Origin of the sequence: Paraburkholderia xenovorans, assembly GCF_046030735.1 — a bacterium.
GTDB lineage: Bacteria > Pseudomonadota > Gammaproteobacteria > Burkholderiales > Burkholderiaceae > Paraburkholderia > Paraburkholderia xenovorans_A.
In genome coordinates this window covers 33071-47505 of sequence record NZ_JAQQBV010000002.1, presented here as the reverse complement: position 1 = coordinate 47505, position 14435 = coordinate 33071, and the positions used below count along the sequence as shown (strand labels likewise).

Here is a 14435-nt window from a genome sequence, read left to right as displayed (position 1 = left end):
TTTTTCCTCGCAATGAGACTTCTGCTGATCGAAGACAACCGGCAACTCGCGCATTGGGTGTCGAAAACGTTGGCCGACGAAGGCTTTCTCGTCGAGCACGCGCTCGACGCCGAAACCGCGGAGGCATCGATGCGCGACATGCGCTACGACGTCGTGCTGCTCGACCTGAACCTGCCGGGCATGTCGGGCAAGGCGCTGCTGCGCCGCATGCGCGAGAGCGCCAACGACACGCCCGTGCTGGTGTTGACCGCAACGGGCGACGTCGGCGAAAAGGTGATCTGTCTGAGCGCAGGGGCGGACGACTATGTCGTCAAGCCATTCGACGACCGCGAACTGGTGGCGCGCATCAAGGTGCTGGCGCGCCGTCATGCGCCCGCCCGGTCGAACCGGATCCGCTGCGGAACGCTGCTCTACGACATGGACCGCCGCCAGTTTTTTGTCGGCGACGACGCGCTTTCGCTAACGCCACGCGAGCATGCGGTGCTCGAAGCACTGATCCTGCAAGCGGGACGCACGGTGTCGAAGGCGGTGCTCGCCGAGGCGGTGAACGATGGGGACGCGCCGCCGAGCGGCGACGCAATCGAAATCTACGTGTCGCGTCTGAGAAAAAAGATCGAGAAAAGCACGGCGGCGATCATCACGTTGCGCGGGCTCGGCTATCTGCTGGAACATGAAGAACCGCAAGCGTAGCCTGCGCGCGCGGCTTCTGCTCTGGCTCATCGTGCCGATGACGGCCTTCAGCCTCGTCGCGGGCTGGCTCACGCATGCGAATGCCCGGCGCACCGCCGATCTGCTGCAGGACGCGGCACTGCTCGCCGCGGCACGCGTGATGGCGGCCGACGTGCACTGGAACGGCGACAATCTGGTGGCCGCCGTGTCGCCCAGCACGATCCAGATCGTCGGCACGCCGGAGGGCGACCAGGTTTTTTATCGCGTCGAGATCGCGGGCGGACCCGTGATAGGCGGAACTTCCGATTTCCCGCAGACGCGCGTCACGGATTCGCCCCATTGGTACGACGCCGAGGTCTCGCGCATGCCGATCCGCGCGGTCACGTTGAAACGGCCGATGTACGACACAGGCAAAAATGTCGATGTCGTGGTGTCGGTCGGACGCACGCAAATCGCGCGGGATGCGCTGGTCGCTTCGCTGTGGAAACCGCAGCTCGCCTATATTCTCGGCAGCATTGCGGCGGCGATGGTGCTGGTCTGCGCGGGGTTGTCGCTGGAACTGCGGCCGCTCGAAAGACTGGCAAAGGGGCTCGCCGCGCATCCGGAGCAAAGCCGGGCCCGCATCAATGCGACCGGCGTCCATGCCGAACTGCAACCGTTGATTGCCGCGTTCAACGCGTGTCTCGACATCATCGAGCGCCAGGCCTTGACCACGCGACGGTTCATCGCCGACGCCGCGCATCAGATCCGCACGCCGCTCACTTTGCTCGGCACGCAACTGCAATACGCGCGGCGTCAGGGCAATCTCGAAGACGTGAGGGAAACGCTGCTCGCGATGCATCACAGCAACCGGGCGATGGTCGTGTTGATCAACCAGCTACTGATGCTCGCGCAGGCCGAAGCGGCGGACTACACCGCGTTCGAAGGCGAGATCGTGGACATTCGCGAAGTCACCGCGCGAGCGATCGAAAAACTCGCGCTGGCTGCACGGCGTCGCGATATCGAACTGGTCGTGTCTATCGAAGCGCCGCTTGCCGTGATCGGAAGCGAGACGCTGCTCTCCGAAGTACTGTCGAACATCCTGGATAACGCGATCCGCTATGCGCCGAAAAGCACGCAAGTCGCGATCGACGCTAGGCAGACGGACGGCTCGGTCAGCATCTCCGTACTCGATCAGGGGCCCGGCATTCCAGCCTCACTCCGTGAGCGCGTGTTCGAGCCGTTCTTTCGCGCGTCGGACGAGGAGGGCAGCGGCCTCGGACTGGCGATCGCGAGAGAGATCGTGCGGGCGCACCGAGGCACGATTTCGCTTCAGGATGCGCCCGACGGCCGCGGATTGCTCGTCAAACTGATCTTTCCGGCGCACGAGTTGCAGGCGTAGAGATTCGCCGGGCGCGTTCAGATCATCATGCGTCCAGCGGCGCGCTGAGCGAAGACCGGAGCTTCCCGGGCGTCACTCCATAGGTCTCCTTGAACCCGCGAATGAAGTGCGCGGAATCGGCAAAGCCGCATTCATACGCGATGACCGTAATCCGCTTCTCCGAATTGAGCAGCAACCAGCGCGCGTAGCGCAGCCGCATGGTCCGGTAGATTTCGCGCATCGCGTCGGGACTTCGCAAAGCGCCGTTTGCGCACGTTGTGGATATGAGACCTTGCAGTTTTTCTCGCGTATAAAAGGAACGACATGACGTCAGGCGTGCACAACAACATCCCGCTGCGGCCGATGCGCACTGACGAAGTCGGTCGGGAGGACACGGTCGATGCGTTGCCGCAAAATCGTGCTGGGAAAACTATCCAACGTAGTTCCGACGGTGTATTGGGTGCACTGAGCAAACTTACGCGGCCAGCATCGACCACGGTCAGCACCGTATTGGGTTTGAAAACCACTGCGCGACCCAGCGGTCCGAGAGCGCCAGTGGATGTGAGCAGGCCCCGCACCGAGGGAGCCGGCACGCACAGCTACGGATTATTGAGTGTGTCAAAACACGTGCTCAACAATTTCGGCGGCGTCAGCGGCAACGGTTCGGATTACAACCCGCACGAACAGGTGCAGACCCTGGAAGGGACCAAAGGCTTAGTCGCGGCCCATTTTGGCGTCGACATCGCAACGCTTGCCGCGGATGCCCCCCATCACCCAATGCTGGACAATCTGGTCGCGCTGCATCCCACCAATCACGAGCATGCAGCCTTGACCGGCGTTGCGCTTGCACGCGTGTGCGACAGCGACGCGGCGCGAGCCAACGCAGCATGCAAAGCGCTGGACAACCCGGCTGCGGCGAGCCCTGCGGCAAGACGAGATGCATTCGCGGTACAGCGTGCAATGGTGAAGGGCGGCAATGGCCTCGATGCGGTGCGCAGCATGCGTGGTTTGCCGCATATCGCTGACCGGGTCGGACACGCAGTCCAATCCCAGGCTCTGAATACCCAGATGACGTGCGCCGAGAGGCTGTTGCAGGGCTGGCCGGCGGGCGCAGGAGCGGCTCCTGAGTCAATCGAAGAACTGACCCGCCTGATCAACACGGCGCTGCCGCGTGCGCAACGCCAGGCGGATTTGCCTACGGATTCGACTGCCAAACCATCGCTACGTGAACTGGCTAATTCGATCGAGGGACGTGCGCTGGTTGCGGCTGCGGTGATGTTGAAAACCCCGGACGCCAAGCTGCAGAAAGACCTGGGCAAGGCCTATTTGCCGGCTCGCAATAATATCTACACCGAGGCGCAGGTGCGAGACTTCAGTGCCGAGATGTTCGGCATGCTAAGTCACGGCATGGACGCCACCTCTGCGGGTAACGCACTGGGCCTGGGCACCATAGTCAACAGCACGCCGCTTACTTCGCTGAAGAAGGGCACGGGCGGACAGATGATGCGTGAGCCCAAAGCGGACTTCGCGGAGTTCCAGCAAGCGGCCGTGCGCTCGATCACGGCCCTGGTCGGAGATTTCAATCCAGATACCCCTGCGGCAAATCGCGCACCCGAGACGAATCTCAACATGGTGCGTGCTTTTGCCGTCGCCAACTGGTGCAAGCAGGTGGGCTCCAAGGGGTGGTCGGACAAGCACACATTCAGTAAGGGCGATTTGATTGAGATAACAAGAGATGCTCAGCGCGGGCTGGGCATCGCCGACGGTTCGGACGAACTCACTGCGCTCAAGGTGCAAATCGGCACGCTGAAATCGGTGGACCTCAAGACGCTGCGTGGCTGGCTCAACGATGCCGGCGCCGATGTATCCCCGGGCACAGAGCATGGTAACCAGTTGAGCGCACTGAACCGCTACGAGCAGCACGGCAATACCTTTGCCGGCGGGCAGTTGGACCACGCGAAACTCGATGCGGCTGTCACGGGGGTGGCTATGCGCCTGCGCGAAACGCCTACTTTGAAGAACGAACTGCGCGCGGGCGCGTTGGAGCACTGGTCCGCCTTGACCCGCGGGGTAAATTCCACAGGCACCGCGCCGGGCTGGACCAAAGGTATGCCGCTGCCGGAAAGCGCGCGCGATGCACTCGCGCAGGCGGTGGCGACCAAGCTAGGCCGCACCGTCGCTGATGTGAAGCGTTCCCCTGAATTTGCGCAAATCGGCCCGATGGGTGTGGATACCCTGCGCGCCTGGGCGCAGCATGGCGGGATCAAAGATGGTGAGCTACACACACAACTGACGCAGTTGACCTCGCATATCAAGCCGGACGCCGACGATTTTGTCGACGGTGTGCGTGCCGCGATCGAAGGGTCTCGCACCACGTATCCGGTGATCATGCAGCGCACCGAACGCCTGGGCTTCAACATGAATGTCCCGCTTTCGATCCGCGACGCGATTGAACATATCAAGCTGACTTTGCCTAAAGCCGTGGGTGAAATCGCCCCGATGTCCTTGTTGATGGGACCTGACGTGGCGATGGCCGGAAGCCGCGTGAAGATGGTGGTGGCGGGTTCCACTGCGATTTCCGGCACACTTGACGTGACGCAAGGCTACGGTTTCGGGGGGCACGCAGGGTGGGCGACCATTGCCACCGCCAATATCGGCACGAAGGAAATCAAGGGGCAGGGGATCGCCACGGGGCAGTTGTGGATGAATGCCGACGCAACTGTATCGAAGGGGTGGACATTGCGTTCCCGCATGGTACCGGGACAGCCCGATGCATGGCGTACGGAACTGCTGGCCAGCTACGACGCGATGCTAGGCAAACGTGGCGATCGGCCGGCCACTCCCGACGATTTGTTCGACCGGCTGTGCGATCAACATGCCGCCAATCCGGATGTCTCGATCAGTCCGCTCGAGGTGGCGCGTTACAGCGGCGGCCCGAGTTTTAACGTGACTGTGGGCGCACGCGCGGACATTAATAACTGGAAGCCGGGCGTATCGATGGGTATGGGAGCGCAGGCTTCCTATACGGCCACAAGTCGCGGCGACACGGAGGGCACGGGCACCATCAAGGCCAGCATAACCAACCGAACGTTCGGCGCTTCCGGCACCTTGAGCGCATCGACCGCGGTTGGCGTACCCACGGCCAAGCTGGACAAAGGCCCGGTATCGGTGATCGCATTTCCATCGATACCCGTGGTAGGTATCAGTGTAGTCACCGTGCCGGTGGCGCGCGGCGGTACGGCACGCATATCGATTGAAGACGGGAAACTCGCTCCTACGACGGTGTGGGATGACGAAAGCGTGCGCGTCAAGGACTTGACCACCAGGACTGAGAGGCCCGAGCGTCGGCGGGCGTGGATTACTTCGCTGGGCGGCGGCGCGGTCGGCGAGAAAAAGCTCAATGAATTCCTGAATCATTGTGAGGGCGAGACCGACAAGGGCAACCTGTTGATTGCGGATCGCCAGATCATCCGGCCGGAAGCGGTGGCGAAGATCAATACCTTGCTGGCTTTAAGGGAGATCCACATCTCGGGCGCGACGACGACACCGGTGGATCAAGCCCAATACGACGAGTGTAGCAAGGCGATCAGCGGGATCCTGCAGAGCGACGACAGTTGGAAGAACCGTTTCCTTTACCTGCTCGAAAACACGGTCGATCGGGAAACCGTGGGCCCCGATATCTACCTGACTGCACAAACGATCAACGAAGTGCTGACGCCGCATCAATTGCACGCATTACCGGCGGAATTCGATAATCCCCGGTAAACGCGGGTATGCGTGTTCGCATTTTGAGTGGCGTGTGCGCATTTTGAATGGCGTATGGGTATTTGGCGATACAACGTAGATGACGCTACATAAGATCGACAAATAGATCACGCTTTTGCATTTCTCTAATACCTTGCAAGGGTTGAGAGGGCTGGAGCGGTGGCTGAATTTATCGTCCAAACACCAACCAGGAGAGTGGTTATGAAAGTCAATGCGTCAACCCAGACACCCACAACAGAAGAACCGATAACGACGCAGCCGAAACAGACTGGTGTGCGTACGACGTCAGCGAGCCAACATTCTGTTGAGTCTGCATCGCCGAGTCTGGCTGGGCTGAGCAGCAAAAAGAAGCGGTCTGGTTCGCTGCCAGAAAGTAATTCCCTTCGGGAGCCGAAGGTTGTGATGCCAAAACATTTTGGCTCGCCAGTAGTATTTCAGGCGATGAGATTGGCTCCAACCAGGGACCAGGGCGTCATGACGAAAGTTCATGATATCCACAATCACTCGATTGGGCCCGGTTATGCGCCGAACCAGATTTTCGATATCTCAAAGAAACTGTCTGAGAATCTCGCAGCACAAATCAAGATTTTCGATGATGCCGGCGTCGACCAGTTCTTATGGTCGCCAATTCCCACCATCATTAAAGATGGGCGTGCGGTGTTGTCCGATAGTTGTGGTGCAGACCACGGTCATGACCACAGCATTGACGGCGAAGACAGCCATAATCATCAGCCGACGCCTCTCAGTACAGGTAAATCGTATTACATGCACAACGACTATCGCGACGGAACACCGATGACGGTTGCGATTTACGACCAGACAGCAAAGGCCGAACAGTACTACAACACCAGCGTCGACTGGCAGGTCGGCAAGGCTTATAACGAGTTACCGGCCTCGTTAAAGAGCCGCTGTTATCCTGCTGTTACAGGGAATAATCAGGGTGATGCCAACGCGGTGATTCAGACGTTACGTCTGAAAAAAGAGTTTCCGGATACGTTCTATTTCTTTGGTGAAGAAACGGTCTACAAGGAATTCGTAAGCGACCAGAACCTGGACTACAAGCCAGACCTCGGCCCAACCGCCGCCATTAACGATCACTACGTGTTGGCGGCTAGAGCAGGCATGCCCAAATTGCTCCATTGCGACTCCAGCAATGCTCGCAATTGCATCGAAAATAATGCACCGGGTAAGGGTGAATATCGAAAAGAAATTGAGGATTTCCTCGGGCGCCACAAGAACACAGACATTACTTTTGCGCACCTTGCCGGATGCGGAAAATATGGCGAACCGCCGGAGGATCATGAGCAGTGGATGGATAGTTTGTTGAAGAGTAATCCGCACGTCAAGATCGACATGTCGTGGGATGTGGTAGCGGAGTACTATTCACCAAACCCGCAAAAGCCGACCATTCACGACCCCAGCAACGGAGCGAATTACGATTTGGCGGTTGATCTTGAGAAACGCCAGAGCCGCATTGCGAGGCTGGCCGATGTCATCAACCGGCATCCCGATCAGTTCATTATGGGCAGCGACGCATTAGTATCGCGCAAACCCGAATCGCTTACCCGTGCCTACGGGCTTTACTCCAATTTCGGCCAAGGTGCGGGAACGCTAGGACGCACCGCGCTCTTCGACAGGATTCATCCCGATACACTGGTCAAGGTGAAATCGGGGAACTTTGAAGCTATGGTGGAAAAAGCGCTTAAAAAGGGAAAAGCCTATGAAAGCGGTCAGTTGCAAAAAGACCTGGACTATTTGCAGACGCAGGCCATTATCGGTGGACGTACTCCTAACAATTGGCCTCCACTGCAGGATTGAGTAGGACATATCGCGGCGCGCGAATTTTTCGCGCGCCGCCCCGCAAATCCCCCGCTCATGCCGGCGCACTTCGACCGGTTGATTGGGGGCAAGTTTGCTGCTAAGGCCGTGCCACGGTTCCCGGTCGACATAGGTCAACACTACGAACAGTCTGTGGTTATCAAATTGAGACATTTTTTATATTGACGTCGAAAAAAGCTCTCGGAATTTTTCGCATGCAGTCGCGGGACGACCGCTATAGCAAGGGCATTTGATACGCCGTTTCCATTCAGCACGTCATCTGCAGCGATTTACATCTCTCTACGAATGGGTAGAAAACCTGTTCATGCATTGTTGTGGTATAACACCACCGCACAAGATAAGCTCTCGGTACGCACGCAGGCCTTCGAGGTGTGGAAGAGCGTGACTGGGCATTCGATGCCGGTTCTCCTTTCTACGTAAGACAGGATTCCTCATGTTCTATGACTTCGTTTGAGCGACTGCAACAACGTGACAGTACCCAATCATCGAATTGGAGGTGGTGCTGTGCTTGCGGCCGTCTTAACGAAAAATAGCGTGTTGATGAAGGCCATTGCCGCCCGGTTGGTGCAATCCGGCGAACCCGCTGCACGCCACTTCGAAACCATCGTCGATCTGATCCGGCACATGCTGCATCGCGAAGCCATCGACCTCGTCGTGGTCGACGCCGATACGCATCTCGACGCGATCGCGCGTCTTTCCGCGTGGAAAGCGAGCCAGGGGCGCAAGGACTTCGCGATTCTCGTTCTCCGGTGTAGCCCTGATCTGCGAAGGCCAGCTTCACCCTCTGGCCGGTTGCCTGCTGGACCTGACGTGCGAGCTCGGCTACCTGCGCACTCCCGCTCATTGGCCGGTGTGATGTGCACCGCCAGAAACAGCCCGAGCGTATCAACCGCCCTATGAACACCTTGCTACCTTGCTTCCATTTGAACGTAAGCGATTGGTAAGGTCGTCGTGCACAGCCGGTTGTCGTGGTCGGCGCGATGCGTCCCGCCTTTGGCACTCGAGCGTGCTGGCGGTCGTCAACGAGAAAATCCATCCGGTCCGCGATGTGGCGAAGACCAGCACCTTCGGGCAGGAGGCGTTCAGGTCGCCGTTCGGACAGTTGGATTATGTGCTCGAGGGCAGCGCGCGTTTTTATCGGTCGGTCGCGAGAAGCCACACTGTGTCGAGTCAATGGAATATTGACGACATTGACGTGTTATCCGAAGTTGGGATCATCTACTCTCACGGAGGCACTGACAGCAAGACGGTCGACTGCATGCTCGACAGCGGCGTACGATCGATCGTCTATGCGGCGACGGGGCACGGCAACATGGCCCATTCGGTGACCGAGTCTCCGGTGGCCGCGCGGGCTCGCGACATTCACGTCGTGCGGGCGTCGCGCACGGGTAGCGGCATTGTGATCCGCAATGCCGCTCAACCCGATGGCCCGTAAAGGCCGGACGTCATAAAGGGGATACACAGAGCACTTTTAATGACAAGCCCCAGTCGGTGAACGACTGGTTTCATCAACGGGGCTATGCATGAGTTGACCAGCAGTCATCGAACTGGAGGTAGCGTTGTGCTTGCGGCTGTCTTAACAAAAAATAGCGTGTTGATGAAGGCCATTGCCGCCCGGTTGGTGCAATCCGGCGAACCCGCTGCGCGCCACTTCGAAACCACCGTCGATCTGACCCGGCACATGCTGCATCGCGAAGCCATCGACCTCGTCGTGGTCGACGCCGATACGCATCTCGACGCGATCGCGCGTCTTTCCGCATGGAAAACAAGCCAGGGGCGCAAGGACTTCGCGATTCTCGTGGTGGCACAGTTGCTACGCCCGGAGTTCATGGCTCGCGCACTGGAACTCGGCGGCGACGATATCGTTGCGGGCGCGTTCGACATCGATGAATTCGTTGCGCGTGCTGCGCGCTGCCTTGCCCGTCTGAATGCCACAGCAACGCAGACGTTTCGTATCGAACTAGCCGGCTATGCCCTCGACAGGCGCACACAGCGCGTAACGCTCGACGGCTTGACTTTGCTGCTGACCGCGCAGGAGTTCGAACTCGCGTGGCTATTCTTCTCCAGCCCCGGCGTTCTGATCAGCCGCCCCCGGCTAGCCGCTGAGATCTGGCAGGCGAGCGCAGCGGATATCGGCTACGCGCTAGGCAAGCAGATCCATAAGCTGCGCGGCAAGCTGAGGTTGGAGAAGGGCGGTGCGGTTGCGCTTCGCGCCGTGTACTCGTCCGGCTACCGGCTCGAAGTATCGGGCGACGATCGAAGCGATCGGCCGTCCGCAGAGCTGACCTTCACCTCTTTCCTTCCGACCGGCACCTATCGGTAGTAGCTCATAGTCGCGGGCCGACGCTGTCGGCCCGTCCGGCTATGCGCTCAAAAGACACCGTTGAATCCGCGTCATTAAGCTTTCAATTGAAAGCTATTCAAAATTCTTACATTAATTCTTATCCCGCAGTTCGGCTTTTTCATTCATTTCACGCGCTATTTTCGAATACGACGCTTGTCGGTCACTGACTTATCGACTGCAACGTCGGTCAATTTGCGTCCAATTTCCATTAAACATTGCCGATAAATTTTACTGCCCCGGCGCATTGCAGCCGCAATCAGATTTTTTGGGAAAAAAATGTTTATTTTTTGGAAATTTTAGTAATATTAATTTAGGGTCGCGCACTTGACTTTTGCAGTGGGAGCGTCTGCCTCACTAGGCCAACTTGGATTCATATTGCCGTCATACAACATGAAACTTGCAGTCGTTACCCGCGATATCAGTGTGTTCCGCTTTGTACGGAGTTGTTTTCCTGAGGATTGCCAATTTGCGCGGATCGACCAATCCGCCGCCATGGCGCCGGCCCTCTCGAACAACGAATTTTGCGGGCTTCTGCTGGACGCCAATCTCAGCCAGGATGCACAGAGCGCATTTCCCGACCTGACAAGTCGCCGAGTACCGCTCATCGTGTTTCGTGCGCCGCGGGAGCCGCACTTCATGAGCCGCTCGCTGGAGGCGAGCGCCGATGAAATCGTGCTGTTGCCGCTCGACGCAAGCGAACTGTATTTGCGCACGTTGCACGCGCTGAAGCGTTTCAAGTGTGAGGCTTGCGAACACCGCGACCACGAAGTGGCATTTGCCAACTACCGCCTCGACCGACGCGCAGAGACAGTAACGATATGCGGCGGCTCGATCGATGCCCCCCATTCAACCGTTCGGTTGACCTCGCGGGAGTTCGCGATTCTATGGGCGCTCTCGGTTGCTCCTGGAAACTATCTGAGTCGTCAACAGATTGCATCGGATCTCTGGGCGAGCGACGAAGATATTGTTGGGCGAACGCTCGAGCAGCACATTTATAAGGTACGCAAAAAAATGAAGATGACCGGCGAAACCGGAGTGCGAATCCGCGCAATATACGGCCGCGGCTATCAACTCGATCAAATTAGCCATTCTTTTGCGGCCGATTAGCGGTGCCCGTATCACGCAAACCGGAATTTCTCATTCCAATATTGATCAACTCCCATACGACTAGTCTGCCTGGTCCTGTAATTCTTTCAAATTATTGCTTGGGTATTGGCATTACATGACGGCATCACGTCTGGCAATCATTTTTTGTCGCGGAATTCCAGTCCGCTGTCGACCCATCCTTTTGCAACCCATTGTCGCAAGATGCGGGCGACTTGCGCGGCATACTGGTCTCGTAGCGCGGGTGTTTCGGAATGGTATGCGCCGATCGCTGTCCAGGTGTCGCCATATTTGAGCATTTGCCGGCGGAGTTGCCACGCCGCGATGTAGACGTTGTTGCACGGCTCGAGCAACGTATGTTTGTCGACGCCGTAGCGCGACAACTCCGGCAAGTGAATGGAGTTGATCTGCATCACGCCATAGTCGACGGAGCCATTCCGGTTCACGTGGAGCGAGTCGGGCTGATTGTGCGATTCCTGCCAGGCGAGCGCGCGCAGCACCGTTGCGTTCACGTGCTGGTAGGTGGCGGCATCGTCGAAACAATCGGCGCGCGCGGGCAGGGCGACGCACGCGATCAGCGTTGCAACCGCCGGCAGAACGGCGCGCTTCATGCCGGTAACGCCGACCGCTCGGGCGACGCATCCAGAAGCTGCCGCAGATGCTGCGTCGACGAGATCACGGCCGCGAGATGGTCCACGGTGAGATGCGCCAGCGCCAGTACGCGATGTAGCAAAATGCGCCCATGTGCGTCGCCGCCAATGGCTGTCGCACAGTCGGCGAGCAGGGTGCCGGCGGATTGCAGCATCGTGACGACGCCAGCCTTCAGCAGATGATCGAGCTTGACGCTGGTCTCCACGCTGATCAGCAATCCCCATTCGCCGCCATGCAGGCCGTTGAGCCATGTAGGCCGCACCGAGGTAAGCACTCCGTTCAGCGAAATCGCGACCACGTTGCCCGCGTGGTCGGAGTCGATCACGAGGAGATCCAGCGCATCAAAAGCGGCTTCGATGATCTGCTGCGCGTCGGCCCGCCGGGCCTCGACGCAAGCTGCGCTGCGATGAGATTGACGAAGGGCGGTCATGCGACGCTCCAGAAAAACCGGCGGTGCGCGCAGGTACCCGGGCGCGCGTTCTCACGTGTGGCGCTCACCATCAGGCGCGCAGCCATACGTAAGAACCGCTTGCGAGGTTGTCGAACATTTCGTCGGAGGAGGACAAAATATTGTTCTGCCAATAGCGGCCATGCTCGGCGTAGTGATCGAGCAGCTCGCCGAGCCAGGGGCCGTCCAGGTCGTCGGTCAGCGGTACGCGCACGATCAGCACGATGCCGCCAGTGTCGGCGTCCAGTCCGAGTTGAGCCTGATCCTGTGCGTAGATACAGAGGTTGGCTTCGAGCAGCAGCCTGAAGATGCGCAAGGTTCGCCCTGCGGCGACAATCCCGTATTCGATGTGCAAATAAATTGCTGCGTCATCCTGGTCATAAAAATCGATGGATACGGTAAATCCGTTAACCTCGAGTTGACCCGCTTCGACGATGTCGTCGGCATTGGGCACACCAAGATGCTGGCACAGATCCACGATCAGATGATTGCGCTGTTCCAGACTCATGGCCGTATGCTTTTAGATTGTTGGGTGGCATGAAAAGGCGAAGGGCCGGCGCACGATGCGCGGTGCCCTTCGCAGGTATAAGGCCCGGGATGATGGCTGGCGTACTCGCGTACGGCTGGCCGTCCGGCGCCGTGACTTCGATTAGCCCTGCGTCAAGCTCTTCATGTTCTTCGGACCCGCTTCTTTCAACTGCGCGTACGTGGTGGCCAGGTTGATCTGGTTCATCGCTTCTGCTGCGGCGTTGATCTGCGCAATCGACGAAGCCGTGTCGGTACCCGTGTTGCCTGCTGCGCCAGCCGCGTCAGCCGCTGCGCCAGCGATGTTTGCACCGGTATTTGCTGCGCTTGTCTTCGACATGATTGATCCTTGATGTAGTAAAGAAAAATAAGCAACCCGAGATTGGGCCAACCACTCCGTGACCGACCACTCGGTCACCGGATTCCTGCATGACGTGCGGTAAAAACGGCCGCACATCCTGTCCATCTGAACTTTCGTGACTGCGTTTAACCGCGGCCGTCCTGCAAACGCCCGCAGATTTCAGCCGCCGCCGAGAGGCCGTCGGCGACCGCATGGGCCGACGAGCGATTGCGGGTGTCGTCGACGCCTTGAGATGCGCTCATCACACTGGCCGCGGTTTGCCGCAGGGCCGCCATGACCGCGGCCACGCGCGGATCGTGCGGGTTGTCGGCGGTGATCCGGCCAACTCTCTCCAGCGTCTCGATAGTGTCTGCCGTCATTGCGGAATACATGTTCACTTCTCCGTTGCAGTGTTCGGGTCAATCGTCGCGGGAAGCTCCGCAAAGCTTTTCGTTCCATCGGCGAGTTCTACATACCTGAGCGATTCCGTCGCGAGCATGGAGCTGACGCTCGTGTCGGGCGTCGCGCGTTCCTTCAGGTCGAACGCAATACGCCTGATCGACCCACCGAAATCGGCGCGTGCACGATCGACGCGTTGCTGCACGTCCTGCACATCGCTCGCGATTCCCGACACGCGAAACGTGCCGTCGCCCGCATACTTCACACTCACTTCCGGCTCACCTAACGACGACTGCAATTCATCCGCTATGTTTTGCGCTACCGTCAACCGGGTGGCGACCGCCAGGTTGCCGAAGCGCTGCACCACGCCCGCCACGCGAGCTTTATCATCTGGTGTCCCGACTATTCCTGTCACAACCGTTGCATCTCTGTCGCGCACCACTCGCAGATCCGCCATCCTCAGACCGGCAAGCGCCTTGTCCAGATTCGCCTGCTCCGACGCGCGCTGCAACGCCTCCGGGCTGCGCATCGCCGCCGCGCTCGATACCTGTCCCGGCGCCACCAGGATCGCCACGCCGCCGAGCGACGCCGCGGCCAGACCCACCGTGCTCCAGCGCATCCAGCTGCGGTACGACGAGCGCTTGACTGGCGGTGCCTGGCGTCGCTCCGCAGCGGCGCGCTCCGCATCGAGCATGCTGCTCAGCAAGTCCATATCCGACGGCCACGAATCGTCCATCGGACCGACGCACAGCACGACCTCGTTCATACGTCGCGGCACCAGGTTCTGCAAACGCCGCGCGGTACGCCCGCGGCCGATCGTATCGAGCGTCACGACGCCGTCGTCGCGGTAGTGCAGTTCCATCGCGTGGCCGCTCCAGTCGCTCACCTGAATGTCCGCATCGGCTTCCCGCCCGATCCGATAAGCGCCTGGATCTAACTTTAACCGGGCCCCGGCGTGGCATCCGGTCAAAACACGAATTTGCTTTTTCAT

The 14435-nt window shown here is 59.1% G+C and carries 14 protein-coding genes and 1 pseudogene; 7 read left to right on the top strand and 8 right to left on the bottom strand.

From position 1 onward, the window contains the following. The first annotated feature begins 12 nt into the window (after positions 1–12). Together PQQ51_RS01940 and PQQ51_RS01935 are read left to right on the top strand one after the other, a co-directional pair. Positions 13–690 carry a response regulator transcription factor gene (locus PQQ51_RS01940; RefSeq protein ID WP_408494348.1) on the top strand — a complete coding sequence of 226 codons (678 nt, stop codon included), beginning with the start codon at positions 13–15 and terminating at the stop codon, positions 688–690. After that, entirely contained in the window at positions 671–2050 is a 1380-nt protein-coding gene (locus PQQ51_RS01935) for a sensor histidine kinase N-terminal domain-containing protein (RefSeq protein WP_408494347.1), read from the top strand. Before PQQ51_RS01940 ends, PQQ51_RS01935 begins: the two co-directional genes overlap by 20 nt. A 25-nt stretch (positions 2051–2075) precedes the next feature. Here the strand turns inward: PQQ51_RS01935 and PQQ51_RS01930 are convergent, their stop codons facing one another. Continuing rightward, positions 2076–2270, bottom strand: a complete 195-nt coding sequence (locus PQQ51_RS01930; RefSeq protein WP_408494346.1) for a helix-turn-helix transcriptional regulator — start codon at positions 2268–2270, stop codon at positions 2076–2078. An 83-nt stretch (positions 2271–2353) separates the two neighbouring features. On the opposite strand from PQQ51_RS01930, the gene PQQ51_RS01925 reads away from it, so the two are divergent. Beyond that, on the top strand, positions 2354–5794 hold the full coding sequence (locus tag PQQ51_RS01925) for a hypothetical protein (protein WP_408494345.1): 3441 nt from the start codon (positions 2354–2356) through the stop codon (positions 5792–5794). Positions 5795–5995: 201 nt separating this feature from the next. After that, on the top strand, positions 5996–7612 hold the full coding sequence (locus PQQ51_RS01920; protein ID WP_408494344.1) for a hypothetical protein: 1617 nt from the start codon (positions 5996–5998) through the stop codon (positions 7610–7612). 748 nt (positions 7613–8360) lie between these two features. On the opposite strand, the pseudogene PQQ51_RS01915 reads toward PQQ51_RS01920, so the two are convergent. Next, positions 8361–8558: pseudogene (locus PQQ51_RS01915) on the bottom strand (transposase); the annotation flags it as partial. An 81-nt stretch (positions 8559–8639) separates the two neighbouring features. Between PQQ51_RS01915 and PQQ51_RS01910 the strand changes: the two are divergent. From PQQ51_RS01910 to PQQ51_RS01900, 3 genes are all read left to right on the top strand, one after another. After that, a complete protein-coding gene (locus tag PQQ51_RS01910) occupies positions 8640–9068 on the top strand; it encodes an L-asparaginase family protein (protein ID WP_408494343.1) in 429 nt (142 codons plus the stop codon). A gap of 162 nt (positions 9069–9230) precedes the next feature. Next, entirely contained in the window at positions 9231–9956 is a 726-nt protein-coding gene (locus tag PQQ51_RS01905) for a winged helix-turn-helix domain-containing protein (RefSeq protein ID WP_408494342.1), read from the top strand. Positions 9957–10367: 411 nt separating this feature from the next. Next, a complete protein-coding gene (locus PQQ51_RS01900) occupies positions 10368–11084 on the top strand; it encodes a winged helix-turn-helix domain-containing protein (RefSeq protein ID WP_408494341.1) in 717 nt (238 codons plus the stop codon). A gap of 137 nt (positions 11085–11221) precedes the next feature. Here the strand turns inward: PQQ51_RS01900 and PQQ51_RS01895 are convergent, their stop codons facing one another. From PQQ51_RS01895 to PQQ51_RS01870, 6 genes are all read right to left on the bottom strand, one after another. Continuing rightward, positions 11222–11692: a lytic transglycosylase domain-containing protein gene (locus PQQ51_RS01895; protein WP_408494339.1), complete on the bottom strand. Its 471-nt coding sequence runs from the start codon at positions 11690–11692 to the stop codon at positions 11222–11224. Next, positions 11689–12162: a hypothetical protein gene (locus tag PQQ51_RS01890; RefSeq protein WP_408494338.1), complete on the bottom strand. Its 474-nt coding sequence runs from the start codon at positions 12160–12162 to the stop codon at positions 11689–11691. The genes PQQ51_RS01895 and PQQ51_RS01890 overlap by 4 nt, the downstream gene beginning before the upstream one ends. Positions 12163–12232: 70 nt before the next feature. Continuing rightward, the gene (locus tag PQQ51_RS01885) at positions 12233–12688 is read right to left on the bottom strand and encodes a CesT family type III secretion system chaperone (RefSeq protein ID WP_408494337.1); all 456 of its coding nucleotides are present in this window, start codon (positions 12686–12688) and stop codon (positions 12233–12235) included. Positions 12689–12829: 141 nt separating this feature from the next. Next, a complete protein-coding gene (locus PQQ51_RS01880) occupies positions 12830–13045 on the bottom strand; it encodes a hypothetical protein (RefSeq protein WP_408494336.1) in 216 nt (71 codons plus the stop codon). A gap of 146 nt (positions 13046–13191) precedes the next feature. Then, positions 13192–13437 (bottom strand): hypothetical protein, encoded by a 246-nt coding sequence (locus PQQ51_RS01875; protein ID WP_408494334.1) that lies wholly within the window; start codon positions 13435–13437, stop codon positions 13192–13194. Between the two features lie 2 nt (positions 13438–13439). Then, positions 13440–14330 (bottom strand): hypothetical protein, encoded by an 891-nt coding sequence (locus PQQ51_RS01870; protein WP_408494332.1) that lies wholly within the window; start codon positions 14328–14330, stop codon positions 13440–13442. Positions 14331–14435 lie beyond the last annotated feature (105 nt).